Source organism: Spiroplasma endosymbiont of Lasioglossum malachurum, from assembly GCF_964020065.1.
In the GTDB taxonomy this organism is placed as follows: domain Bacteria; phylum Bacillota_I; class Bacilli_A; order Mycoplasmatales; family VBWQ01; genus Spiroplasma_E.
Window position 1 is genome coordinate 1,195,175 of record NZ_OZ026534.1, and the last position, 26,753, is coordinate 1,221,927.

At 24.3% G+C, this 26,753-nt stretch carries 31 protein-coding genes and 2 pseudogenes; 14 read left to right on the top strand and 19 right to left on the bottom strand.

The window, feature by feature from the left end:
* Positions 1–17: 17 nt before the first annotated feature.
* From AACK95_RS06445 to AACK95_RS06460, 4 genes are all read right to left on the bottom strand, one after another.
* Positions 18–1,256 carry an IS256 family transposase gene (locus AACK95_RS06445; RefSeq protein WP_338981074.1) on the bottom strand — a complete coding sequence of 413 codons (1,239 nt, stop codon included), beginning with the start codon at positions 1,254–1,256 and terminating at the stop codon, positions 18–20.
* A 208-nt stretch (positions 1,257–1,464) separates the two neighbouring features.
* Positions 1,465–2,112 (bottom strand): hypothetical protein, encoded by a 648-nt coding sequence (locus AACK95_RS06450; RefSeq protein ID WP_338980064.1) that lies wholly within the window; start codon positions 2,110–2,112, stop codon positions 1,465–1,467.
* A gap of 135 nt (positions 2,113–2,247) precedes the next feature.
* Positions 2,248–2,529 carry a hypothetical protein gene (locus tag AACK95_RS06455; RefSeq protein WP_338980065.1) on the bottom strand — a complete coding sequence of 94 codons (282 nt, stop codon included), beginning with the start codon at positions 2,527–2,529 and terminating at the stop codon, positions 2,248–2,250.
* A 356-nt stretch (positions 2,530–2,885) separates the two neighbouring features.
* Entirely contained in the window at positions 2,886–3,383 is a 498-nt protein-coding gene (locus AACK95_RS06460) for a hypothetical protein (RefSeq protein ID WP_338980066.1), read from the bottom strand.
* 267 nt (positions 3,384–3,650) lie between these two features.
* On the opposite strand from AACK95_RS06460, the gene AACK95_RS06465 reads away from it, so the two are divergent.
* From AACK95_RS06465 to AACK95_RS06485, 5 genes and pseudogenes are all read left to right on the top strand, one after another.
* Positions 3,651–4,601: an IS30 family transposase gene (locus AACK95_RS06465; RefSeq protein WP_338980067.1), complete on the top strand. Its 951-nt coding sequence runs from the start codon at positions 3,651–3,653 to the stop codon at positions 4,599–4,601.
* A 239-nt stretch (positions 4,602–4,840) separates the two neighbouring features.
* Positions 4,841–5,536 carry a 16S rRNA (guanine(527)-N(7))-methyltransferase RsmG gene (gene rsmG, locus AACK95_RS06470; protein WP_338980068.1) on the top strand — a complete coding sequence of 232 codons (696 nt, stop codon included), beginning with the start codon at positions 4,841–4,843 and terminating at the stop codon, positions 5,534–5,536.
* A 78-nt stretch (positions 5,537–5,614) separates the two neighbouring features.
* Positions 5,615–6,379 (top strand): AAA family ATPase, encoded by a 765-nt coding sequence (locus AACK95_RS06475; RefSeq protein WP_338980069.1) that lies wholly within the window; start codon positions 5,615–5,617, stop codon positions 6,377–6,379.
* Positions 6,372–7,259, top strand: a complete 888-nt coding sequence (locus AACK95_RS06480) for a ParB/RepB/Spo0J family partition protein (RefSeq protein WP_338980070.1) — start codon at positions 6,372–6,374, stop codon at positions 7,257–7,259. The genes AACK95_RS06475 and AACK95_RS06480 overlap by 8 nt, the downstream gene beginning before the upstream one ends.
* A gap of 191 nt (positions 7,260–7,450) precedes the next feature.
* Positions 7,451–8,690 (top strand): annotated as a pseudogene (locus AACK95_RS06485) (IS256 family transposase).
* A 169-nt stretch (positions 8,691–8,859) separates the two neighbouring features.
* Here the strand turns inward: AACK95_RS06485 and AACK95_RS06490 are convergent.
* From AACK95_RS06490 to AACK95_RS06555, 14 genes are all read right to left on the bottom strand, one after another.
* Positions 8,860–9,477, bottom strand: coding sequence for an IS30 family transposase (locus AACK95_RS06490; protein ID WP_338980071.1), 618 nt, complete (start codon positions 9,475–9,477; stop codon positions 8,860–8,862).
* Between the two features lie 514 nt (positions 9,478–9,991).
* The gene (locus AACK95_RS06495) at positions 9,992–10,804 is read right to left on the bottom strand and encodes a hypothetical protein (RefSeq protein WP_338980073.1); all 813 of its coding nucleotides are present in this window, start codon (positions 10,802–10,804) and stop codon (positions 9,992–9,994) included.
* 53 nt (positions 10,805–10,857) lie between these two features.
* Positions 10,858–12,516, bottom strand: coding sequence for a DAK2 domain-containing protein (locus AACK95_RS06500; RefSeq protein WP_338980075.1), 1,659 nt, complete (start codon positions 12,514–12,516; stop codon positions 10,858–10,860).
* 23 nt (positions 12,517–12,539) lie between these two features.
* Positions 12,540–12,833, bottom strand: coding sequence for a hypothetical protein (locus tag AACK95_RS06505; RefSeq protein ID WP_174481144.1), 294 nt, complete (start codon positions 12,831–12,833; stop codon positions 12,540–12,542).
* Between the two features lie 744 nt (positions 12,834–13,577).
* Positions 13,578–14,201, bottom strand: a complete 624-nt coding sequence (locus AACK95_RS06510) for an IS30 family transposase (protein WP_338981076.1) — start codon at positions 14,199–14,201, stop codon at positions 13,578–13,580.
* Between the two features lie 6 nt (positions 14,202–14,207).
* Positions 14,208–14,351, bottom strand: coding sequence for a hypothetical protein (locus tag AACK95_RS06515; RefSeq protein WP_338980076.1), 144 nt, complete (start codon positions 14,349–14,351; stop codon positions 14,208–14,210).
* 255 nt (positions 14,352–14,606) lie between these two features.
* Positions 14,607–15,029: a hypothetical protein gene (locus tag AACK95_RS06520; protein WP_338980078.1), complete on the bottom strand. Its 423-nt coding sequence runs from the start codon at positions 15,027–15,029 to the stop codon at positions 14,607–14,609.
* Positions 15,030–15,218: 189 nt separating this feature from the next.
* Positions 15,219–15,476, bottom strand: a complete 258-nt coding sequence (locus AACK95_RS06525; protein ID WP_281748997.1) for a hypothetical protein — start codon at positions 15,474–15,476, stop codon at positions 15,219–15,221.
* A 123-nt stretch (positions 15,477–15,599) separates the two neighbouring features.
* A complete protein-coding gene (locus AACK95_RS06530) occupies positions 15,600–15,761 on the bottom strand; it encodes a hypothetical protein (protein WP_252319474.1) in 162 nt (53 codons plus the stop codon).
* Positions 15,762–15,891: 130 nt separating this feature from the next.
* A complete protein-coding gene (locus tag AACK95_RS06535; protein ID WP_338981078.1) occupies positions 15,892–16,641 on the bottom strand; it encodes an IS30 family transposase in 750 nt (249 codons plus the stop codon).
* 6 nt (positions 16,642–16,647) lie between these two features.
* On the bottom strand, positions 16,648–16,842 hold the full coding sequence (locus AACK95_RS06540) for a helix-turn-helix domain-containing protein (protein WP_338979555.1): 195 nt from the start codon (positions 16,840–16,842) through the stop codon (positions 16,648–16,650).
* Positions 16,843–16,928: 86 nt separating this feature from the next.
* Positions 16,929–17,606, bottom strand: coding sequence for an FAD-dependent oxidoreductase (locus tag AACK95_RS06545; protein WP_338980081.1), 678 nt, complete (start codon positions 17,604–17,606; stop codon positions 16,929–16,931).
* A gap of 70 nt (positions 17,607–17,676) precedes the next feature.
* Positions 17,677–18,690 carry an alpha/beta hydrolase gene (locus AACK95_RS06550; RefSeq protein ID WP_338980082.1) on the bottom strand — a complete coding sequence of 338 codons (1,014 nt, stop codon included), beginning with the start codon at positions 18,688–18,690 and terminating at the stop codon, positions 17,677–17,679.
* Between the two features lie 30 nt (positions 18,691–18,720).
* Complete coding sequence (locus AACK95_RS06555; RefSeq protein ID WP_338980083.1) at positions 18,721–19,032, bottom strand: HU family DNA-binding protein; 312 nt, start codon at positions 19,030–19,032, stop codon at positions 18,721–18,723.
* A gap of 309 nt (positions 19,033–19,341) precedes the next feature.
* On the opposite strand from AACK95_RS06555, the gene AACK95_RS06560 reads away from it, so the two are divergent.
* From AACK95_RS06560 to AACK95_RS06585, 6 genes are all read left to right on the top strand, one after another.
* Entirely contained in the window at positions 19,342–20,241 is a 900-nt protein-coding gene (locus tag AACK95_RS06560; RefSeq protein ID WP_338980085.1) for an IS30 family transposase, read from the top strand.
* 45 nt (positions 20,242–20,286) lie between these two features.
* On the top strand, positions 20,287–20,604 hold the full coding sequence (locus AACK95_RS06565; protein ID WP_338980087.1) for a hypothetical protein: 318 nt from the start codon (positions 20,287–20,289) through the stop codon (positions 20,602–20,604).
* A gap of 10 nt (positions 20,605–20,614) precedes the next feature.
* On the top strand, positions 20,615–20,908 hold the full coding sequence (locus AACK95_RS06570) for a hypothetical protein (RefSeq protein WP_338980089.1): 294 nt from the start codon (positions 20,615–20,617) through the stop codon (positions 20,906–20,908).
* A gap of 18 nt (positions 20,909–20,926) precedes the next feature.
* Entirely contained in the window at positions 20,927–21,271 is a 345-nt protein-coding gene (locus AACK95_RS06575; protein WP_338980090.1) for a hypothetical protein, read from the top strand.
* Positions 21,272–21,401: 130 nt separating this feature from the next.
* Positions 21,402–21,707, top strand: coding sequence for a hypothetical protein (locus AACK95_RS06580; protein WP_338980092.1), 306 nt, complete (start codon positions 21,402–21,404; stop codon positions 21,705–21,707).
* A gap of 259 nt (positions 21,708–21,966) precedes the next feature.
* A complete protein-coding gene (locus tag AACK95_RS06585; RefSeq protein WP_338980093.1) occupies positions 21,967–22,260 on the top strand; it encodes a hypothetical protein in 294 nt (97 codons plus the stop codon).
* 88 nt (positions 22,261–22,348) lie between these two features.
* Here the strand turns inward: AACK95_RS06585 and AACK95_RS06590 are convergent.
* Positions 22,349–23,614, bottom strand: a pseudogene (locus AACK95_RS06590) (IS256 family transposase).
* 150 nt (positions 23,615–23,764) lie between these two features.
* On the opposite strand from AACK95_RS06590, the gene AACK95_RS06595 reads away from it, so the two are divergent.
* From AACK95_RS06595 to mnmG, 3 genes are all read left to right on the top strand, one after another.
* Positions 23,765–24,139: a hypothetical protein gene (locus AACK95_RS06595; RefSeq protein ID WP_338980094.1), complete on the top strand. Its 375-nt coding sequence runs from the start codon at positions 23,765–23,767 to the stop codon at positions 24,137–24,139.
* A gap of 160 nt (positions 24,140–24,299) precedes the next feature.
* Positions 24,300–24,425: a hypothetical protein gene (locus tag AACK95_RS06600; protein WP_338980095.1), complete on the top strand. Its 126-nt coding sequence runs from the start codon at positions 24,300–24,302 to the stop codon at positions 24,423–24,425.
* A 289-nt stretch (positions 24,426–24,714) separates the two neighbouring features.
* Positions 24,715–26,598: a tRNA uridine-5-carboxymethylaminomethyl(34) synthesis enzyme MnmG gene (gene mnmG / locus AACK95_RS06605; RefSeq protein ID WP_338980096.1), complete on the top strand. Its 1,884-nt coding sequence runs from the start codon at positions 24,715–24,717 to the stop codon at positions 26,596–26,598.
* Positions 26,599–26,753: the final 155 nt, after the last annotated feature.

A 26,753-nucleotide genomic window follows, 5' to 3' on the forward strand; every position in this document is an offset into this window, starting at 1 on the left:
CTTTGTTTTGCAAAGTACTAGTTCAGATTAATTCTTTCTTCAAATTTTATCATAAAATGAGCAATTGCTGTATTTCAATTTTGAATGGGCATTGTTCATTTTTTTGTTATATTTTCAATTGCTAAGTAAAATATTTTGAAAACTGCCATATCATTTGTAAAAACTTTTTTATTTCTGATGACTTTTCGTAATTGACTATTAACAGATTCAATAGAATTTGTAGTATAAATCACTCTTTTGATTTCTGGAGGATAACTAATAAAAATCATTAAATTATCTCAATTTTTATATCAAGATTTAGCAATTTGAGGATAGTGTTTATTTCATTTACTTTCAAATGATTCTAAAGCTTGCATTGCTTGTTCTTCACTACATGCATTATAAATTGGCTTTAAATCTGTAACTAGTGATTTTCGATGTTTGTATGAAACATATTTTAAACTATTTCTGATTTGATGAACTATACATAATTGATGTTCAGTTTTAGGATAAACTGATTGTATTGCTTCTGACATGCCTGTTAAGTTGTCACTACAAGCAATAAGAATATCATTTAAGCCACGATTTTTCATTTCTGTGAAATTTGCTAATCAAAATTTAGCGCCTTCATTTTCACTAATTCATAAACCTAAAACATCTTTTTTACCTTCTAAATCAACACCTAAAGCTATATAAACTGATTTGTTAATAATGCGTTTATCTTGTCGTACTTTAACTACTATACAATCAAAATAAACAATGGGATAAATGCCTTCTAATGGTCTATTTTGTCATGCTTTGACATCATCAATCACATCATCAGTAATTTGACTAATAACACTTTCACTAATATCAGCACCATGATATAACTCTTGTAACTGCATTCTAATATCTGATAATGTCATACCTTTTGCATATAAGGAAAGAACTTGTTGATCAAAACCATCAAATCTTCTCTGTCTTTTTGGCACTATTACAGGAGTAAAATTACTATTACGATCTCGTGGTACATCAATCTCAATTTTACCTTGTTGAGTTATTAATTTTTTTGAACTTATACCATTACGAGCATTGTCACTATTACTATGTTGATTTTTTTCATATCCTAAATAATTTTGCATCTCAGAATTCAACATTTTTTCAACTAAACGTTTTGTTAATTCTTTATATAAACCCCCTTCTTTAAAAACTGTTGTTAAATCTTCAGTATTTTCTAATAATAAATCTACTGCTTTTGATATTGGATCATTATTATTAAAGTTATCTTTTTTAGCCATCTGTAACTCACTCTTTCTAGTCATTTAATTATATTTACTAGAATTAATTAAACATAGTTATTTTTGTAAGTTACACAGATTACTAAACATTACCAGATTGTTAATTACTAGTATTTATTAATAAATTTATTAGTTGTTATATTAGGAACTTGGGTTTCATATTTTGTTATTTCTTCATGCAAAGATTTTGATCATTTAAGGTGTGAATTTAATGGTTTCACATTTTGTAATAATATAGATTCTTTATATTCTTGATTTCCACCACTAAGACTTTGTTTTTTTGTGCTTCTTGTTGGTAAATTTTTTTTGTTAAATCTTTTTTAGATTTGGTTTTTTGTTCTTGATTTTGATATTTATTAATTAATAATTTTAATATTTTTCTTTTTTCTGGACTTAATGCTTCCATTTTTCTTGGACTTAATGCGGGTATTTGTTCTTTTGTGAGTGCTTCTATTTGTTGATTTGTAAGTCAACTAATTTGTTCTCTTGTCAATCCTTCTATTTGTTCTGATGTTAGTGCTTGTATTTGTTCAATTGTAAGTGCATATATTTTTTTTGAAATAATTAGTGCTGAGATTTGTTTTGTTGTGAAATATGGTATTTGTTCAATTGTAAATGCTGGTATTTGTTCTTTGGTAAAGGATTGAATTTGTTTTTCTGTAAAAACTTGTATTTGTTTTTTGGTAAATGATTGTATTTGTTCAATTATGAATCATTGTATTTGTTTTGAAATTATTCCATTTATGTATTTAATTGGAAACTCTTGTATTTGTTCTGGTGCAAATGATTGTATTTGTTCTTTTGTGAAGTGTGGTATTTGTGCTTCTGTGAATTCTTGTGTTTGATCTTCTCTCAATGCTTTAATTTGTTGTTGTATAAATGCTTGTATTTGTTCTTTGGTGAATGCCGGTATTCCTAAATTAAGAAAAGCTGCTATTTGCTCAGTTGTAAATCAGGGTATTTGTTTTTTGGTAAATGATTGTATTTGTTCTTATGTTAGTGCTTGTATTTGTTCAATTATGAACACAGATATTTGTTTTGTTGTAAAACTTGGTATTTGTTCTTTTGTGAAGTGTGGTATTTGTTGAATTGTTAGTGCTTCTATTTGTTCAATGGTGAATCAAGTAATTTGTCAGTTTGTGAATGCTTGTATTTGTTTGATTGTGAATGCGGGTATTTGATCAATCGTAAATCAAGTAATTTGTAAATTTATAAATTCTGGTATTTGTTTAATTGTGAATGATTGAATCTGTTCATTTGTAAATTCTGGCATTTTTCAATATGTAAATTGTGGTATTTGTTTTTTGGTTAATGCTTTTATTTGTTCTTTTGTGAAATATGGTATTTGTTCGATTGTGAATGCTTGTATTTGTTCTTTGGTGAATACCGGTATTCCTAAATTAAGAAAAGCTGCTATTTGCTCAGTTGTAAATCAGGGTATTTGTTTTGTTGTAAATAAACTAATTTGTCATTCAGTCAGTGCTTTAATTTGTTGTGGTATAAATTCTGGTATTTGTTCGATTGTGAGTGCTTGTATTTGTTCTTTTGTGAAGTGTGGTATTTGTTCGCTTGTGAATGCTTGTATTTGTTTTTTAATAAATCAAGAAATCTTATCTTTTGTGAATACTGCTATATGCGTTTCTGTAAATTGTGGTATTTGTTTTTAGTAAATCAAGTGATTTGTCAAACAGTAAGTGGTGCTGCTTGTTCGCTTGTGAGTGCTGGTATTTGTTTTTTGGTTAATGCTTTTATTTGTATTTCTGTAAATGATGCTATTTGTTTTTTTCTAAGTCAAGTAATTTGTAAGTTTGTGAATCATGATATTTGTTTTTTGGTGAATCAAGTAATTTGTCATTCTGTAAATGCTTGTATTTGTTTTTTTGTCAATGATTGAATTTGTAATTTTGTCAATATTTGGATTTGTTCAATGGTGAATCAAGTAATTTGTCATTCTGTAAATGCTTGTATTTGTCTTGGTATTAAAATTACTATTTCTTCAGTTGTCAATCTCTGTAATTCTTTTTTTGTGAGTATTTCAATTTCATGTGTAGTTAATTTATTTATATTTTGTAGATTTATATCTTTTTTTTCTTCATTTATTTTAATAAATAGTACTTCTCTTTTCATTTTATTTATGAAATGTGGTTTATATGTATTTATTGATTTATTAAATAAAACCTTTGATAATTCTTGTGATTTTAGAAAATTTTGATATATTTCTTCAAGTTTGTTTTTATGTTCTTGGATAGGATTTGTTCAATTATTAATTTGTATACTGATTAGGTTTAATGCTGAATTATACTTGTAAGTGCAAGTAAATAAAATTGCAAAAAATTCTCATATAAAAATTTCATAATGCTAAATTTAGTTTAGAAAAAAGTAAGGAGTTTTTATATGAGTTATAAACATCTTGGCATAGATGAAAGGATTTATATTGAGAATCAATTGAAATTTAAATTTAAAATTAGTGAAATAGCTAAAAATCTTAATCGAAGTATTAGTACTATTATTCGAGAAATTAATAGAAATAAAGATAATAATCATTATTTTTCATTAATTGCACAAAATAAAGCTGAAAATCGAAAACAATCACATATTAATTTTCATAAGTTTAAAAATAAGAATTTAGTAAAATATGTACAACAAAAATTACTATTAGGATGATCACCTGAACAAATTTATGGCAGAATTAAAAATTTTCATAAAGACTGAGTTATTAGTTTTAAAACAATTTATACTTGAATTTATTTTGGAATGCTTGATAAAGTTACTAGTAAAAATTTAAGAAGAAAAGGTAAAAAACGAAAATCTAAAGAAAATCGTGGCAAGTTTAATGGTAAATCAATTAAAGAACGAGATATAAATGTTAATGATCGTATAACACTTGGTCATTGAGAAGGAGATACTATAGTATCATCAAGAGGCAAAAGCAAATCATGTTTAATAACTTTAGTTGAAAGAGTATCACGATTTACTTTAGCAATATTAGTTAAAAACAGAACTACTAAAGTTATTAATAAAAATGTCAGTTATTATTTATCAATTCTTCCTAAAAACATTGTTAAAACTATTACTTTTGATCATGGCAAAGAATTTTCAAATTGACAACAACTTGAAAAAAATTTAGATGTAAAAATTTATTTTGCCAATCCATATTCACCTTGACAAAGAGGTACTAATGAAAATACTAATGGTTTAATTAGAGAAAAATTTCCTAAAAAATTTATTTTTTCAAAAACTAATAAAAATGAAGTTCATAAATTTATATTGTCTTTAAATCAAAGACCGAGAAAAATATTAAATTATCTTTCACCAATCAAATATTTGGATAGAAAAATAATTTAGTTGCACTTACCTTTACAATTTAGCCAACGAAAATGATATTTTAAAGGTTTTAAATTATTTTTAGTAATATTTAATTTTGAAGGATAGTAGTTATGTGATAAAATTTTAAAGATATACTAAAAAAACATTATAATTAAATATAAAAATATAATTAAATATAATTTAATTATTTAAAGCATTATATTTATAGTCTACTTTAAATAAAGTATTTTATTAAATGATTGATTTAGGAGTAAGCAATGAATAAAAATTGAGCTATAGGTTTAACTAATTTAACTTTAACCCCAATATTGGAACAACAATTAAGTCAGTATTATAAAATTTTAATTGCTGAAAATAAAAAATATAACTTAACAACGATCATTGAAGAAATGGAAGTTTATTATAAACATTTCTATGATTCTCTTTTAATTAGTAATAATATCATTTTGGAGGATCAAAATATTTGTGATGTTGGTAGTGGTGCTGGTATACCAGGAATAATTTTAAAAATTTGTTTTCCCAAATTACAATTAACTATTATTGAATCAAATACAAAGAAATGTCAATTTCTAAAAACAGTAATTACTGAACTAAACTTAGAAAACGTTTATATAATTAATCAAAGAGCAGAAACATTTGCTCATCAATATCGTGAAACATTTGATATTGTAACAGCAAGAGCATTAGCACCGCTAAATATTTTAAGTGAATTATGTTTAGGATTAGTTAAAGTTGAAGGATTATTTATTGCTTATAAGGGTCTTAAAGTTGAAGAAGAACTTGCATTGGCACAAAATAGTATTAACACAATGGGTGCAAAGTTAATTAATCAATTTACTGTTCAATTACCAAACAACTATGGTCAAAGAACAATCCTTCATTTTCAAAAATATAAATTATGTGCTTTAAAATATCCAAGACCTTATCAACAAATTAAAAGTAAACCTTTGTAAATAATATTAATTAAAATTAGTGTTAAACTTAATTAGTAGGATAAAATATTAGTCTATTAATTTAGAAAGGTAATTATTATGGGCAAAATTATTGCAATTGCTAATCAAAAAGGTGGAGTTGGAAAAACAACTACTGCTACTAATCTTGCTGCAGGTTTAGGTATAAAAAATAAAAAAGTGTTACTTATTGATTTGGATCCACAAGGTAGTGCTACTATTTCAATGGGTTTTGCTGCTGATAAAGTTGAACAAGATATATATGATGTTTTAGTACATGATGTTCCATTGGAAAAAATAATTAAAACTGAAGTTTGTCAAGGAGTAGATTTATTACCATCAACCATTTCTTTGGCGGGAGCCGAAATATTTTTATTAGAGCAATCTCGTAATAAAAGAAATATTTTATTAGAAAAATTAGAACCCGTAAAGGAAGTATATGATTTTATTATTATTGACTGTCCACCTAGTTTAGGATTAGTTAATCGTAATGCTTTAGCTTCAGCTAATTCAGTTATTATTCCATTGCAAGCTGAGTTTTATGCATTAGGTGGTTTGGTACAATTATTATCTACTATTCGTTTAGTACAACAATTATTTAATCCCAATTTAGAAATTGAAGGGATTTTATTAACTATGGTTAATATTAGAACAACTTCTTCTGTTGAAGTTATCAAAGAAATTCAAAAAAATTTTAGAGAAAAAGTTTATAAAAATTATATTCCAAGAAATGTAACTCTAAGTGAAGCACCAAGTCATGGTAAAAATATTTTTAGTTATCGGCCACGTTGCAGTGGTGCTATTGCTTATCAAAGTTTAGTGAATGAGGTGTTAAATAATGTCTAATGATAAAAAAAATCGTATTTCTGCTAAAGGCTTAGCATCAATTTTTGGTGAAGGTTTAAATGATTTGATAACTAACATTGAAAGTTCACCAGAAATTGCTAAAACTTTTTCACAAACTATTTCTCTTGCAAAAATTATTCCTAATCCATATCAACCGCGTGTAGTATTTAATGAACAAGAAATTAAAGAACTAAGTGATTCAATTAAAATTCACGGTTTAATTCAACCAATTATTGTTAAAAAAACGATAACAGATGGTGTTTTTCAATTAGTTGCTGGTGAGCGTAGAACTAAAGCTGCAAAATTAGCAGGTCTAACAGAGATCTCTGCAGTAACTATTGAAGTAACAGATCAACAATTAATGGAATTTGCTTTGATTGAAAATATTCAACGTGTTGATTTGAATGCTTTTGAAGAAGCACAGGCATATCAAACTTTAATTAGTAAAATGAAATGAACTCAAGAACAACTCTCACAAAAAGTTAATAAATCACGTAGTCACATTGCTAATACTTTACGAATTTTGCAATTGCCAGTAGAGATTTTACAAATGCTTCAACGCAATGAATTAACAATGGGTCATGTTAAACCGTTATTAAGTTTAGGCACTAATCTTAATTTAATGGTAACTATTGCTAAAAGGGCATATAGTGAACAATGGAGTGTTCGTAAGGTTGAAGATGTTATTAAGATGCAACAATTAAGTTTAAATCAAAAACAAAATGTTAATAAAAAGTCAGATCTTCATTTAGTAGCATTAGAAAATACTTTATCAAAAACTTTAGATACTAAAGTAAAAATCAATAAAAAACAACTAATCATCAATTATAGTAATCATAAAGAATTAAATCGAATTTTAGAATTTTTAAAATTAATATAAATTTAAAATGAGTATAAATGTTTTAAAACATTTATACTCATTTTTTATCTTGTAAATTTATTTTATGATATTTCTCAAAAAGGAAATATTAATCCTGGGTAATGTTTAGTAATCTGTGTAACTTACAAAAATAACTATGTTTAATTAATTCTAGTAAATATAATTAAATGATTAGAAAGAGTGAGTTACAGATGGCTAAAAAAGATAACTTTAATAATAATGATCCAATATCAAAAGCAGTAGATTTATTATTAGAAAATACTGAAGATTTAACAACAGTTTTTAAAAAAGGGGGTTTATATAAAGAATTAACAAAACGTTTAGTTGAAAAAATGTTGAATTCTGAGATGCAAAATTATTTAGGATATGAAAAAAATCAACATAGTAATAGTGACAATGCTCGTAATGGTATAAGTTCAAAAAAATTAATAACTCAACAAGGTAAAATTGAGATTGATGTACCACGAGATCGTAATAGTAATTTTACTCCTGTAATAGTGCCAAAAAGACAGAGAAGATTTGATGGTTTTGATCAACAAGTTCTTTCCTTATATGCAAAAAGGTATGACATTATCAGATATTAGAATGCAGTTACAAGAGTTATATCATGGTGCTGATATTAGTGAAAGTGTTATTAGTCAAATTACTGATGATGTGATTGATGATGTCAAAGCATGACAAAATAGACCATTAGAAGGCATTTATCCCATTGTTTATTTTGATTGTATAGTAGTTAAAGTACGACAAGATAAACGCATTATTAACAAATCAGTTTATATAGCTTTAGGTGTTGATTTAGAAGATAAAAAAGATGTTTTAGGTTTATGAATTAGTGAAAATGAAGGTGCTAAATTTTGATTAGCAAATTTCACAGAAATGAAAAATCGTGGCTTAAATGATATTCTTATTGCTTGTAGTGACAACTTAACAGGCATGTCAGAAGCAATACAATCAGTTTATCCTAAAACTGAACATCAATTATGTATAGTTCATCAAATCAGAAATAGTTTAAAATATGTTTCATACAAACATCGAAAATCACTAGTTACAGATTTAAAGCCAATTTATAATGCATGTAGTGAAGAACAAGCAATGCAAGCTTTAGAATCATTTGAAAGTAAATGAAATAAACACTATCCTCAAATTGCTAAATCTTGATATAAAAATTGAGATAATTTAATGATTTTTATTAGTTATCCTCCAGAAATCAAAAGAGTGATTTATACTACAAATGCCATTGAATCTGTTAATAGTCAATTACGAAAAGTCATCAGAAATAAAAAAGTTTTTCCAAATGATATGGCAGTTTTCAAAATATTTTACTTAGCAATTGAAAATATAACAAAAAAATGAACAATGCCCATTCAAAATTGAAATACAGCAATTGCTCATTTTATGATAAAATTTGAAGACAGAATTAATCTGAATTAGTACTTTGCAAAACAAAGATACACAGATTACTAAAAAGCCTCGAAAATATATCAAAAAAATGAACAATGCCCATTCAAAATTGAAATACAGCAATTGCTCATTTTATGATAAAATTTGAAGACAGAATTAATCTGAACTAGTACTTTGCAAAACAAAGAAACACAGATTACTAAAAAGCCTCTCTGTTTTTAACTAATATTGCTAAAGTAAATCGTGATACTCTTTCAACTAAAGTTATTAAACATGATTTGCTTTTGCCTCTTGATGATACTATAGTATCTCCTTCTCAATGACCAAGTGTTATACGATCATTAACATTTATATCTCGTTCTTTAATTGATTTACCATTAAACTTGCCACGATTTTCTTTAGATTTTCGTTTTTTACCTTTTCTTCTTAAATTTTTACTAGTAACTTTATCAAGCATTCCAAAATAAATTCAAGTATAAATTATTTTAAAACTAATAACTCACTCTTTATGAAAATTTTTAATTCTGCCATAAATTTGTTCAGGTGATCAACCTAATAGTAATTTTTGTTGTACATATTTTACTAAATTCTTATTTTTAAACTTATGAAAACTAATATGTGATTGTTTTCGATTTTCAGCTTTATTTTGTGCAATTAATGAAAAATAATGATTATTATCTTTATTTCTATTAATTTCTCGAATAATAGTACTAATACTTCGATTAAGATTTTTAGCTATTTCACTAATTTTAAATTTAAATTTCAATTGATTCTCAATATAAATCCTTTCATCTATGCCAAGATGTTTATAACTCATATAAAAACTCCTTACTTTTTTCTAAACTAAATTTAGCATTATGAAATTTTTATATGAGAATTTTTTGCAATTTTATTTACTTGCACTTACAAGTATAATTCAGCATTTATTAATTTCTGAATATATATTAATAGCAGACTTACTTTGCATTCAGTATTCTCTTTAACTTAAAATATTCTTTTTTTTCTCTCATAGTTAACATTTAAAACCTTTTTTATATTTTTGCAATAAATATACAAAAAATTACTAATGAATATGTATATATTAAATTAATAAGTGTATTTTATTGTATATTTAAAATTTAAAACTATCAAAATAAAATTTTAAATATACAATAATAAATGAAAATGAAAAATATTAGTTTAGTAATTAAATGTAAAATTAAAAAAACAAAACTTTAAAACTTACTAAAATAGAATATTTTATAAAAGTTTTGAAAATAATGTTTTATCAATAAAACTTAATATAATTTTAAATTTAAAATTTGTACCTATAATTTAGGTACAAATTTTTATTATTTCTCATTTTGCTTTGTGTACATCACACGTAAAATAAGTTGTAATATTTCATAAATCATACGAATCAAGTAATAAATAAACTTAATTTGGAAAATTCAACTAATAGCACGTATTTCTTTTTCATTTAAAATACCAACAAGATTTTGACAAATTTCTTTTCTTGATTTAGCATAAAAAATCATTTGCATTGAAGAAAAAAGAATTAATAAAATACTACCTAAAATTGATAAAATAATTGAAAGTATATTTGCGCTCGCTGCTGATAAAGTAATTCAAGAATTAGCAGGTGAAAGAGCAAATAGAATAGCAAGTGCAAAAGGAATTAAAACAAAAAATAATGTTATTTTACGAGAAAAATCTCATCAAAAAGTATTAAAACGACTACTATTTGAACTACTTATTGCCCAAGTACTTTCCATTGCCATTGCTAAAGTATAAATAGAACGACGGTGATAAGTTCATGGTAATAGTCTTAAAGTAAAATTACCATTATTAAATAAATATGGCCTTAAATAAAAAAACCTAGGTTCAACAGTAATACTATTAATATTACCAAATCCCTTAAATTTTATTCTTTTTGCATTAATACCGTATGTTTTTAAATATTTTTGAGATAACTCGCCACCAGTTAAATTAGCACTATTTTCACGATGGAATCAAGAATACTTAATTCAAGTGAAAAATCAAATCATAGTAACAACAAACAAAATTACACCAACAATAGCTAATAAGCTTGCTAAAACAATTAAACTAGTTGATCAAGTCTTTGGATCATTTGGATTAACTGAGGATAATAATAAATTAGTCATAATCTTCTCCTTTCTAACTATTTGAATAGAGTCTACAATATTATAACATAGTATTATTCCACCACGAAAAGAAAGTTATAAACTTCTTGATCACCATCAACAATTTCATATTCAATATCATAATCTTCATCTAAAATTTTTTTCATAAAATTAATTTGATCTTTTGAATAACCTTTACCTTTAAAAATAGTAATTATTTCTGCACCATCTCAAATTAATTTAGTAAACAATACTTTAATTACATTAAATAAATTTTCATTTGAAGCAATAATTTTTTCTTTACAATCTTTATTACGAAAACTAACAGCAGAAAAAAAGTGTTTTTTTCCAATTTTAATACCATCTATTTCAACATCACGATCAGCAACTGTTACATAACCAAAAGCAGCATATTTAATTTCACTTCACATATTTTTATTATTTTCTTTTGCACTTAATTCAGGATTGAAATTTAAAGCGGCACGCATACCTTGAGCAATATTTTTAGCAGGTAATACAAAAACTTTTGATTTTTTTTCTAATTTTCTTGCTTGTTCTGCTGCTAAAAATAAATTACTATCATTTGGCAAAATAAAGACATTTTTTGCATCGACAATTTCAATTGCCTTTAAAAAGTCATCTGTTGATGGATTAATTCTTTTTGAATACATAATAATATTGTTAACCTTTAATTCATCTCTAAAAAAGGTTTCAATTCCTCTACCAGGAACAGCAGCAATTAAAGCAAATTTATTATTTAATTTACGAATTGGTTTAATAGTTTGTGTATGTGCTTTTGCCTGTTCGGTCATATTTTCAATTTTTACTTTTAAAATTTCACCAAATTTCTGAAAATAATTTAAAATTTGACCTGGTTTTAAAGTATGAACATGAACTTTGATTAAATCTTCATCATCTACTAAAACTATTGATTGACCATCCATTGTTTCTAAATCAGTTCGTGTTTTGCTTAAATTAAAATCTAACTTACTAACTTTATTTAGTTTTACAATAACTTCTGAACAATAACCAAAGTTTTCTTGATTTAAAACCATTTCTAATTTTGCTGTATCTTGTTGTTCTAATTTTTTCTTTGGTGAAATAGCTTTACCATGCTTTAAACCATACACCATACCTTCAACAATATAAACTAAACCAGCACCACCCGAATCAACAACTCCTACTTTTTTTAAAATTGGCAATAAATCAGGTGTTCTTTTTAATGATTCATTCATTCCTTCTAGTAATTTTTCAAAAATATAAAGCGAATCTTTGCCTGTTATTTCTAATTCGTTAATATAATTAGCACCATCTTTAATAATAGTAAGAATAGTACCTTCTACTGGTTTCATAACTGCACGATATGCATAATCTTGCGCACTTTTTCAAAATTTTAATAAATCCTCATTACTAATGAAATCATTTTTTAAATCTTTTGTTTTTATAGTTTGAAAAAAACCACGAAAAATTTGAGATAAAATAACTCCAGAATTACCACGCGCACCCATCATTAAACCACGAGAAAAAGTAGTAGCAAATGTTTTTAAACTATCATATTCTTTGCCATTTAATTCTTTTATACCATTCATCATTGTTAAATTCATATTTGTTCCAGTATCACCATCAGGTACTGGGAAAACATTTAATTTATCAACTTCAAAATGATGATTATAAAGATTATTAGCACCGCTAATAAGCATAACTTTTAAGGTTTTAATATCAATTTTTTTCATTTAATTTCACCTTATATTTTCTTTTATTCTTCAATTAAATCATGAACAAAAATGTTAAGTACTATATAGTCTTGATGTTTAATAATCTTTTCAACAATATATTTTAAATTTTTCTGAGTTTGATTCATAATATTTCAAATATTATTATTAAAAAAACAAACTATATTAATATCAATAATTCAACCTAAATCAGACTTGTTAACTTTAATTCCATAATTATTATCTTTTTCATAAATATTGGCAACACCTGGTACAGATAAAATACTTTCTGATAATGCTTTTTTAATAATGTTCATAATATCTTTATCTTTCTCCACATAATCACCCCTATTATATTAATAATAAATTAAATTTATATAAAATAAAATCTCTTATAATTTTTATAGTCTTTTATATTATACCTAATATAATATATCAAGACAATAATAATCTTAAAGATAAAGATATTATATATTGATAATGGTTTTTTCTATATAAAAACATAATTAAGAAAAACTAAACTACCTAATTATTAAATATAAAATACTATCTATAATTTTAAAAATTAATATTAATATTACTTTTAGTAAAGTAATACAATAATAATTAAATAATTACTTATTCTTAACTGTCTTATTTTTATACTTAAACATTATATAATAGAAAATAATAAAATTTAAAATATATAAAATACTAACTAACCAAAAGTATAATTAATAATTAAACTATACTTCAAAAATTTACTATATAAATTTTAGGAATTTTTGTGTTTTTAATCGTAATCTTATTTTTTGCAGAAATTTCAATTACAATTTTCATAATAACAATTACATATTTCAATAAATTACCTCCTATTTTATATAAAAAGATTATCACTTTTTAAAATAAAAATTAATTTAATGATAACAAAAATATATTAACTTCTTAATAACTAAATTTAATGTTCAACCACTTATTAACAATTGTAATTTTATATAATATAAAATAATATTTAATTGTTAACATTCAAAAGTGTTAACTATAATAAGTATTGAAATTTTATATACATAAAATTTAATGATTTTGAAAGGAACAATAATATGTTAAAAATATCTATTGCTAATTAAACCATTAGTATTTTCATTAGTACCTCTTTGTCAAGGTGAATATGGATTGGCAAAATAAATTTTTACATCTAAATTTTTTTCAAGTTGTTGTCAATTTGAAAATTCTTTGCCACGATCAAAAGTAATAGTTTTAACAATGTTTTTAGGAAGAATTGATAAATAATAACTGACATTTTTATTAATAACTTTAGTAGTTCTGTTTTTAACTAATATTGCTAAAGTAAATCGTGATACTCTTTCAACTAAAGTTATTAAACATGATTTGCTTTTACCTCGTGATGATACTATAGTATCTCCTTCTCAATGACCAAGTGTTATACGATCATTAACATTTATATCTCGTTCTTTAATTGATTTACCATTATACTTGCCACGATTTTCTTTAGATTTTCGTTTTTTACCTTTTCTTCTTAAATTTTTACTAGTAACTTTATCAAGCATTCCAAAATAAATTCAAGTATAAATTGTTTTAAAACTAATAACTCACTCTTTATGAAAATTTTTAATTCTACCATAAATTTGTTCAGGTGATCAACCTAATAGTAATTTTTGTTGTACATATTTTACTAAATTCTTATTTTTAAACTTATGAAAACTAATATGTGATTATTTTCGATTTTCAGCTTTATTTTGTGCAATTAATGAAAAATAATGATTATTATCTTTATTTCTATTAATTTCTCGAATAATAGTACTAATACTTCGATTAAGATTTTTAGCTATTTCACTAATTTTAAATTTAAATTTCAATTGATTCTCAATATAAACCTTTCATCTATGCCAAGATGTTTATAACTCATATAAAAACTCCTTACTTTTTTCTAAACTAAATTTAGCATTATGAAATTTTTATATGAGAATTTTTTGCAATTTTATTTACTTGCACTTACAAGTATAATTCAGCAATTATTAAAAAAAATAAAAAACATTATAATAAAAATATTATAATATTTAGAAAATATTTAGTTTTTAAATTATTAATAAGATAAAGTATATTAATAAAAATTAATGAACATAGTAATTATTAATAATTTCACAATTTTCGATTGCATCTCAAAAATTATTATTTTTTTCTTTTATTTTAAAAATAAAAATAATTACTATGAATAGAAATACTGTATATAATAAAATTGGAACGATAATTATACAAAAGATAACTCCAATCTGTAATTGAATTCAAGGATAGTAATTATCAGGAAAATGATTTAAGTTACAGAAAGAACTTGCCGAAGTGCTAATAGTATAATTTAAACCAAAATGTTTTAATATTGTATATCCATCTTTAAAATTTGAATGACATTGTTCCTTATTATGGAATTTAAAATAAAAGTTACTAAATCAAATTAAGTATAAACCAGTAATTGTAATTAAAACCGTGATTGCAAATAATATTATAGTTGTTAACTGTAATATTTTAACTTTTTTCATTTTGATACCTCTTTAAATATAAAAAAAACATTTTTAGATAATAAAAATAATAAGTTAAGAACTATATTATTTTATGTAAAAATGATAACAAATTTATATTGTTTTTACAATTATTGATTGTATAAGCAAAGTTTTAATTAATTATATAAATGAATAATATTAAGAAAATATTCAAATATTTTCTTAATATTATTTTGATTTATTAATTTGATTCAATATTCTACTTGCATCTAAATTAAATGGTATTACAATAATTTCATAGTGAATAATTTCGCGATTAGGATATCCAAATTTTGTCACTATTTCTTTAAAACTTAGATGAAATAGTGTTGCTAATTCTAATGTTTCAAATGCTTTATATTTTATGTCATCACTTTGATTTGTTTTATATTTTAATAAATAAATTTCTTTGAGTTTTATTTTCATTTCATTTTTATTGCCATTCATTTTTTTACCTCTCAAACTTATATAATTTAACAAGTAAATTATATATAAATTATATCATTTTACTTAATTCATATTTAGTATTTTTTATTAAAAAATTTTAATAAATATACAATAAAAATATGATTATGAAAACGTAGGTGATTTTGCAATAATATCATCATTAATTTTCTCTATATTCTCATTCTCATTTATATCTTTTATATCATCATCATTTAGTGTTGCTTCTTTTCCTAAATTTTGATTTCATTTTTCAATTTTTAAGATATGTATTTTAATCTTTGTCATTCTGAATCCCCTCTTAATAAAAAACCTTGTATGAATAAATTATACAAAAAATTTTTTTTACTTTTAAAAATATAAATTTTTATTATAAGAATATTAAATAAAAATTGCTAAATTGTAAAGGTAAGTGTAACTAAATTATTTTTCTATCCAAATATTCGATTGGTGAAAGATAATTTAATATTTTTCTCGGTCTTTGATTTAAAGACAATATAAATTTATGAACTTCATTTTTATTAGTTTTTGAAAAAATAAATTTTTTAGGAAATTTTTCTCTAATTAAACCATTAGTATTTTCATTAGTACCTCTTTGTCAAGGTGAATATGGATTGGCAAAATAAATTTTTACATCTAAATTTTTTTCAAGTTGTTGTCAATTTGAAAATTCTTTGCCACGATCAAAAGTAATAGTTTTAACAATGTTTTTAGGAAGAATTGATAAATAATAACTGACATTTTTATTAATAACTTTAGTAGTTCTGTTTTTAACTAATATTGCTAAAGTAAATCGTGATACTCTTTCAACTAAAGTTATTAAACATGATTTGCTTTTGCCTCTTGATGATACTATAGTATCTCCTTCTCAATGACCAAGTGTTATACGATCATTAACATTTATATCTCATTCTTTAATTGATTTACCATTAAACTTGCCACGATTTTCTTTAGATTTTCGTTTTTTACCTTTTCTTCTTAAATTTTTACTAGTAACTTTATCAAGCATTCTAAAATAAATTCAAGTATAAATTGTTTTAAAACTAATAACTCACTCTTTATGAAAATTTTTAATTCTGCCATAAATTTGTTCAGGTGATCAACCTAATAGTAATTTTTGTTGTACATATTTTACTAAATTCTTATTTTTAAACTTATGAAAACTAATATGTGATTATTTTCGATTTTCAGCTTTATTTTGTGCAATTAATGAAAAATAATGATTATTATCTTTATTTCTATTAATTTCTCGAATAATAGTACTAATACTTCGATTAAGATTTTTAGCTATTTCACTAATTTTAAATTTAAATTTCAATTGATTCTCAATATAAATCCTTTCATCTATGCCAAGATGTTTATAACTCATATAAAAACTCCTTACTTTTTTCTAAACTAAATTTAGCATTATGAAATTTTTATATGAGAATTTTTTGCAATTTTATTTACTTGCACTTACAAGTATAATTCAGCGATTAATATTTTTTTGGTTAGTTCATCATAAATTAATTGACTAAATTCTTTATCAACAACGTCTGCCATTAATCGATCTTTCATTTCAACGATTGTGACATCTTTTTTTTGTTTTAAGCACGCTTTTGCCATTTCCATGCCAATAAATCCACCACCAATAATAACTATTTTTTTAGCATTTTTCATTGCTTTTTTTAGATTTATGGCATCTTCTTTAGTAAAAACATTATAAACATTATGTGGTAAAATACCATGACTAAAAGGTGGCGGAATTTTTGGTTTGGCTCCTGTTGCAATAACTAAGGCATGATAAGATACAACTTTTGCTTTAGTTTTATCGTCTATTGTTTTTTTGACATGAATTTCTTGTTTTGCTGTATCGACTTTAATAACATTTTGATTTAAATGAATTTTAATTTTATTTTTATTATTAGTTTTTTCTGAAAAATCTTTTTTTGTACGGTCATTTAAAAGTTTTTTATCTTTAAATTCATTAGCAATATAATAAGGAATACCACAAGCACCAAGTGAAATATAGTTTTTTTCTTGATAAACATGGATATCAAAGTTTTTATAACTATTTTTTTCACTACGTAATAATTTATTCGCAACTCCCATCCCAGTCGCACCAGCACCAATAATAATAACTTTAATTTTCATTTTTATCATCGCTCCACTTTCATTAATTATAATATATATTTAATAAAAAAATCAATTAATAGTGTTTATCTTAAGTATTGATTCATTTTTGAACAAATTCTAAAGTAGTGTCACTAATACCCTTATCAGTTACTAAATTATATTCATTAACAACTGTGTGGTCTAAATCACCAATTAAAAAACTTTGACCGTGGTTAGCATCAAGGATAGTGTATAATGAACTTTTTTTTGGTATTTCATAGCGAATTTTTTCTTGAAATAATTCGTTAGCATTAGTGTAGTTAATAAAGTGATCATTTTGACCATGAAGAAATAACATTGGCATATCAGGTATTAGTTTTAAATATTTAATTGGTTGTATTTCTTGTAAACCATCAACACCAAATGCTTTTTGTGCTTTTTTACGACTTAATTTCAGCATTAAATTAGTAGGTAAGAAAGCATAGTTGTATAGTTTTTCACTATAGGTACGATCTAAGCGACTAAATATACAATCAGAAATAATGAATTTTACTTTTTGATTAATTTTATGTTTTGCATATAAATTGCTTCACATTACTACTGTTGCGCCACCTAATGAAAAACCATATAATCCTAAAGCAGTAGTTTCTTGTTTATATGTTTTACAACAGTATTCAATAATGTCTTGTAAATCTTGTGATTCTTTTAAACCAAAAGTTGTTGGTGATGCATCACTTTCACCATGGTTACGAGCATTATATCAAATAACATTGTAGCCAGCACGTAAAAAAATGAAAGCTTGTTTAAATATTCAAAATCTTGTATTAGTTATTCCGTGTAATAGAATTATTGTTTTATTATTATTTTCATTTTTAAGGGGACTTTTTAAAAGATTACCGTATAATGTTAAATTGTCAATTGATGTTTTAATTGAAAAAGGAATTATATTTTCATGTTTTTCTAGGTATTCTCAATATTCAAAATACATTGGCCATTTTGCTAATTCAATTTTAACTTTCGGTTGAAATTGTGAATTATATTGCAAGCATGCTTTAAACATTTCAATTGAATTTATATTAACTTTTTGTCTTAATTTTATTCTATTAATACTACTTTGTTTCATTGGTTTTCCTCACATTTTAGGTCATACATTTTAATAGTCGACATTATTTAGTATTGTTAGTTTTGGTTTACAACGAATATATTTTTTATATTTTTTATAAGGTATAAATTTAATATATTTGTATTTGCTAACTACGTGTTGTCCATTATTTTTACTATTTCGTCGTAAACAGGGTTTTACTTTTTTGATTTTAAAAGTACCAAAATTAGGAATAGTAATTACTTTACCTAGTTGGTTAATATTTTTAATTTCTTCAATTACACAATTAAAAACTATTTCAATATCTTGAATGTTAAATTTAGTTTTATCTGATACTCTTGCAATTAATTCTTTTGCGTTCATAAAAATCAACCCTATCTGTTGCCCATATCCTTCTAATATTATTTTATATTATTTTATTTATAAAATGTAATCTATAAATTTTTCGTACTTTGCTTGTTAATAATTTTATATATAAAAGGCATTTTACATATTTAATTTGAATAATTTTAACATTGCTGAATTATACTTGTAAGTGCAAGTAAATAAAATTGCAAAAAATTCTCATATAAAAATTTCATAATGCTAAATTTAGTTTAGAAAAAAGTAAGGAGTTTTTATATGAGTTATAAACATCTTGGCATAGATGAAAGGATTTATATTTAGAATCAATTGAAATTTAAATTTAAAATTAGTGAAATAGCTAAAAATCTTAATCGAAGTATTAGTACTATTATTCGAGAAATTAATAGAAATAAAGATAATAATCATTATTTTTCATTAATTGCACAAAATAAAGCTGAAAATCGAAAACAATCACATATTAGTTTTCATAAGTTTAAAAATAAGAATTTAGTAAAATATGTACAACAAAAATTACTATTAGGTTGATCACCTGAACAAATTTATGGCAGAATTAAAAATTTTCATAAAGAGTGAGTTATTAGTTTTAAAACAATTTATACTTGAATTTATTTTGGAATGCTTGATAAAGTTACTAGTAAAAATTTAAGAAGAAAAGGTAAAAAACGAAAATCTAAAGAAAATCGTGGCAAGTTTAATGGTAAATCAATTAAAGAACGAGATATAAATGTTAATGATCGTATAACACTTGGTCATTGAGAAGGAGATACTATAGTATCATCAAGAGGCAAAAGCAAATCATGTTTAATAACTTTAGTTGAAAGAGTATCACGATTTACTTTAGCAATATTAGTTAAAAACAGAACTACTAAAGTTATTAATAAAAATGTCAGTTATTATTTATCAATTCTTCCTAAAAACATTGTTAAAACTATTACTTTTGATCGTGGCAAAGAATTTTCAAATTGACAACAACTTGAAAAAAATTTAGATGTAAAAATTTATTTTGCCAATCCATATTCACCTTGACAAAGAGGTACTAATGAAAATACTAATGGTTTAATTAGAGAAAAATTTCCTAAAAAATTTATTTTTTCAAAAACTAATAAAAATGAAGTTCATAAATTTATATTGTCTTTAAATCAAAGACCGAGAAAAATATTAAATTATCTTTCACCAATCGAATATTTGGATAGAAAAATAATTTAGTTGCACTTACCTTTACAATTTAGCATTAGAAAGAGAGAAATAAAAATGCCCGATTTTAAAAGATTGAATTCAAATGTGTCTTCATCATCTGAATTAGAAATTAATGATAATGAAAAAGCAAAGAAGTCTAGTGGAATACCATCACCAAAGAAAATTAAAAATAATGTTAAAAAACAACTTAAAAAAAATATGCCTATTATAGGATCTGTTGCAGTTGGTGGAGGATTATTATTAGCAGGTACTCCTGTAGTAGGAGCATTAGCAGCAACAGCATCAGCTGCTATTGTCACTTCTATTGTTGATAGAAAACTAGAAACTAATAAAGCAAAAAAAGAAAGTAAACAAAAAAAATGAAATATTTAAAGAAGAACAAATGGAATGTTTCAAATCAAAATTAGCAAGTCAAAAAGCACAATATGATTATGAAAGAAAAACATTTGAAGTGGGACTGCTTGAAAAAGAAGTAGAAAACAAAAAATTAAAAATTGAATTAAAAATATTAGATGATCATTTAGAAAAACTAAATAATAAATCTAATAGAGAACCATTGTCTGAATTAAATCCCAATATTAATCAGTTTAATAATAGTATAGTATTAGGTGCTAATAGTTTAGAAACAAATATAAATAATAGTGATAAAACAACATTAAGACCAAGTTTAGGTTAAAAGAAAGGTAGAAAAATTATGTTTGGATGATTAGATGATATTGCCAAAGGAATAGAAAATATTGGAAATGATATTGGTAAAGGTGTAGAAGGTGTTATATCAGATATTGGCTCGGGTATAGATGATATTGGTTCAGATATTGGTAAAGGACTGGAAGATATTATATCAGACATTGGTTCAGGTATAGAAGATATTGGAAATGATATTGGTAAAGAATTAGAAGAAATTGGTAAAGGTGTAGATGATATTGGTTCAGATATTAGTGGCATTTGAGAAGATATTTCAAAAGGATTTGAGGATTTTACAAAAGACGTAGGAAATTTTTTTGAAAAAGGTTGACAAGGGATAGAATCAATTTTTTAGTGATTTATTTGAAGGATTAGACTTTTTACTTTATGCTGTACCAATAGTTATTGGAGGAGCAATTGCTGCTGCAATAAGTGTCAAGATTTATAAGGTAATAACTAAACTGCAAAAAGATAAACTAGTACGAATGAATCTTAAAGATTCGCAACGTCAAAGAAAACTTAATAAAAAAAATAGTCCATTATTAGGAACACATAGTGATAAAATTGTAAAAAGTAAAGATAAAATTAAAAAAAGAGAAGATAAACTGCAAGAAGCAGAAAATAAGCTAAAAAATTTAAAAGCAAAAAATCAAAGATTAGAAGAAAAAGAACTTAATAAACAAGTTAAAATAGCTAAAAAGTTAAAAAAAATTAATAATTTTCAAAATGAAGTAAATGATAGTGAACCGTTAATTACTAGAAATAATTCTTCAACTTCATTTTCATTATAATATTTTTCTTATTTAAAAAAAGATTGCAGTTGCAATCTTTTTTATTGTCAACAATATAATATTTTATTCATAATATTATTTTTAAAAATTATATTAAGTTAGTTGTTAAAGAATGATAATTAATAAATGAATTTTGTAAAAAATGAAGTTTTATAAGTAAAAATATAGTTACTCTAACTTATCAATGTTATAATTTATCAAAGGAATAACTAATATTAATTTATGAAAATTTAGATAGAAAGGTGCTATTGCCATTAATATGTTTTTTAAAAGTGTAAAATTCAAGAAGACAAATGATGATTTTGAAACAGATGATAACTCTGAATCAGAAGTTAATATAGAAGGAAAACAAGAAATAATTACACCTTTTAAACAGTATAAAAGTAAAGATAGTAAAAATCTTTTTGCTAAAAAAATGTTATTAAAAAGAAAGCAATTAAAATTAATAGTAAGAAAAAATTTAGTGTTCATGATTGAGGGATTGATAATACTAATTATGTTTTTATTGATTTTGAAATTGCAAATTCGAATAAAACAAGTGCTTGTCAATTAATTATGATAAAAGTAACACAAGGTAAAATTGTCAAAACTTATAGTTCGGAGGCTTTTTAGTAATCTGTGTTTCTTTGTTTTGCAAAGTACTAGTTCAGATTAATTCTGTCTTCAAATTTTATCATAAAATGAGCAATTGCTGTATTTCAATTTTGAATGGGCATTGTTCATTTTTTTGTTATATTTTCAATTGCTAAATAAAATATTTTGAAAACTGCCATATCATTTGGAAAAACTTTTTTATTTCTGATGACTTTTTGTAATTGACTATTAACAGATTCAATAGAATTTGTAGTATAAATCACTCTTTTGATTTCTGGAGGATAACTAATAAAAATCATTAAATTATCTCAATTTTTATATCAAGATTTAGCAATTTGAGGATAGTGTTTATTTCATTTACTTTCAAATGATTCTAAAGCTTGCATTGCTTGTTCTTCACTACATGCATTATAAATTGGCTTTAAATCTGTAACTAGTGATTTTCGATGTTTGTATGAAACATATTTTAAACTATTTCTGATTTGATGAACTATACATAATTGATGTTCAGTTTTAGGATAAACTGATTGTATTGCTTCTGACATGCCTGTTAAGTTGTCACTACAAGCAATAAGAATATCATTTAAGCCACGATTTTTCATTTCTGTGAAATTTGCTAATCAAAATTTAGCGCCTTCATTTTCACTAATTCATAAACCTAAAACATCTTTTTTACCTTCTAAATCAACACCTAAAGCTATATAAACTGATTTGTTAATAATGCGTTTATCTTGTCGTACTTTAACTACTATACAATCAAAATAAACAATGGGATAAATGCCTTCTAATGGTCTATTTTGTCATGCTTTGACATCATCAATCACATCATCAGTAATTTGTGACTAATAACACTTTCACTAATATCAGCACCATGATATAACTCTTGTAACTGCATTCTAATATCTGATAATGTCATACCTTTTGCATATTAAGGAAAGAACTTGTTGATCAAAACCATCAAATCTTCTCTGTCTTTTTGGCACTATTACAGGAGTAAAATTACTATTACGATCTCGTGGTACATCAATCTCAATTTTACCTTGTTGAGTTATTAATTTTTTTGAACTTATACCATTACGAGCATTGTCACTATTACTATGTTGATTTTTTTCATATCCTAAATAATTTTGCATCTCAGAATTCAACATTTTTTCAACTAAACGTTTTGTTAATTCTTTATATAAACCCCCTTCTTTAAAAACTGTTGTTAAATCTTCAGTATTTTCTAATAATAAATCTACTGCTTTTGATATTGGATCATTATTATTAAAGTTATCTTTTTTAGCCATCTGTAACTCACTCTTTCTAGTCATTTAATTATATTTACTAGAATTAATTAAACATAGTTATTTTTGTAAGTTACACAGATTACTAAACATTACCATAGTTCGTTAATTAAACCACATCCTGAAGAATTTACTTTTTCTCATGTTCATGGAATTACAAATGAAAGCGTATCTTTAATGTCAAATTTTAAAGAATTATGAGTAGACATTGTTACTTTTTTTACTGAAAATACTGTTGTTATTGCTCATCATACTAACTTTAACATTAATATCTTAAGATCATTAATAAATCATTATGTTTTAGAGTGCTCTAATTTTTTTTACATTTGTTCAGTTAAGTTATTTAGAAGAACATATGATTATCCTAATAACCGTTTAAGTGCTCTTGCTCATAGTAATCAAATTAAATTTGATCATCATGATCCATTGGCAGATGTTACCACTTTACATAAATTAATTAATATACATTTCAGTGAACATTACCATTTAAAAACTTTATGTAATAATCTTAATATTAAAATGGGGAGATTATTTGGTGATTCTTTATCTTAATTAATATAAGATGTATTTTTATATATAAAAATACTTTTTAAGTTTAAAGGTATAGTAAATAAAAATTTGCAAATTTAAAAATTAACATTATAATTATACTTATATAGGGATATTAAGATAAATTATTTAAGTCAAATTGTATACAAAAGAGGTTACAGTTATGGAAAAAGAAATAGATGTTGCATATGTTTTATCACCATTGGATACAGTCACTAATGTTAATGACAAAAGTGTCTTTTCAATAAAAACACATCTTGTGATAATAAATAAAATACTTAAAAAGTAAGTAATTACTGGTTTTAAATTAGTATTAATGATTACTAGTTAAAACAGTTGCTATTTTTAAGTGCAGCACTAATTCTTTAAATAATATTTATATCTTGTATAAAATATAATGAATTATAATCGAGAAGATTATTAACTAAAATTCAATTTTTATTTAATAAAAGTCTAAAAAGTACATGAATATTTTGCTTGTTTATGATAACATTACTAAAGAAATTAAAAATAAAATTTCTTATTTTTGATGTTATTAATTTTGATATGTAATATTTTATGAAATGGAGGTGAAATCAATGAAATATGACTATGAAATTATTGTAATTGGTGCGGGTCATGCTGGTGTTGAAGCGGCATTATCTTCTGCACGAGCAGGTCATAAAACTGCTATTATTACTCTTGATAAAACTAAAATTGCATTAATGCCATGTAATCCTTCTATTGGTGGACCCGCCAAAGGAGTTGTGGTTCGTGAAATTGATGCACTTGGTGGCGAAATGGCTAAAGCAGCAGATGCTACTGCTTTGCAAATGAAACTATTAAATCATTCACGTGGTCCAGCAGTTTGAGCTATTCGTGCTCAATCTGATAAAATTGCTTATTCACAATATATGCAAAATGCAATAAATAAACAAGAAAATTTAACAATTTTAGAAGTTATGGTACAATCATTAATAATTGAAGAAAACACTGCTAAGGGTGTTATTTTAGAGAATGGCGAAAAAATTACAAGTGAAATTGTGATTTTAACTACTGGTACTTATATGACAGCTTTAACTTTACAAGGTCATAATAAGAAATCAGAAGGACCAGATGGTCAAAGAACAAGTAATGGTATTTCTGAACAATTAAAAATTGTAGGCTTTAATATGATACGTTTAAAAACAGGAACACCACCTCGTATTAAAAAAAATAGTATTGATTTTGACAAAACTAATATTGAACTAGGTAGTAATTTACCTTTAGCATTTTCACATGAAACTAAAAATTTTTTACCATTAGCAAAACAATTACCTTGTTATTTACTTTATACAAATGATAAAACTCATACCATTATTAATAATAATTTAGATAAATCACCAATGTATAATGGTGAAGCACAAGGTACTGGACCACGTTATTGTCCAAGTATTGAGGATAAGGTAGTACGTTTTGCTGATAAGCCTCGTCATCAAATTTTCTTAGAACCAGAATCACTTGCTTTGGATTCAATTTATGTCCAAGGTTTTTCAACATCATTGCCAATTGATGTGCAAGATAAAATGTTGAGAACGTTACCTGGTTTAGAAAATTGTGAAGTATTAAAATGAGCATATGCTATTGAATATGATGCTTTTGAACCAACACAATTATGACCAACATTGGAAACTAAATTAATTAAAAACTTATTTAGTGCTGGTCAAATTAATGGTACTAGTGGTTATGAAGAAGCAGCGTGTCAAGGTTTAATAGCCGGAATTAATGCCCATTTAAAAATAAAAAAAGAAAGACCATTAATTTTAAAGCGTGATGAAGCATATATCGGAGTTTTAATTGATGATTTAGTAACAAAAGGAACAGTTGAACCTTATCGTTTATTAACTTCTTTAGCTGAACATCGTTTATTATTACGAAATGATAATGCTCAAACAAGATTAATTAAGTATGGTTATCAAGTTGGCTTAGTTAGTGAACAACGTTGATCACAATTTAATATTCAACAAACATTAATGTCCAATATTGTTGAAAAATTAAAAACCATTAAAGTTAGTCCCAATTCAGAAGTTGCTAAGTATATTATTAATAATAATTTAGGTCCAATTCCCGATAATCATATTATTGCTTATGAATTATTAAAACGCCCAGGTGTCAAATTATCAATGTTTACTTCACAGTTACCTTTAATAAATGATTTACAATATCATGAATTAATGGAATTAGAAATTACAATTAAATATTCAGGGTATATTAATCAGCAACTAAAAATGGCGCAACAAACTAATAGTTTAGAAAAAAAACAAATTCCTAGTGATATTGATTATGATTTAGTAGAAAGTATTACTGGTGAAGCTAGAGAAAAATTAAAGCGCGTTAGACCATTAACAATTGGTCATGCTACAAGAATTTCTGGTGTTAGTCCTGCTGATATTCAAGTTTTATTATTTTTTTTAAAACGCAAATATCCAAATTTAAATATTTAATAAATTAGCGATCTTTTAATTAAGATCGCTAATTTTATATGCTAAATTGTAAAGGTAAGTGTAACTAAATTATTTTTCTATCCAAATATTCGATTGGTGAAAGATAATTTAGTATTTTTCTCGGTCTTTGATTTAAAGACAATATAAATTTATGA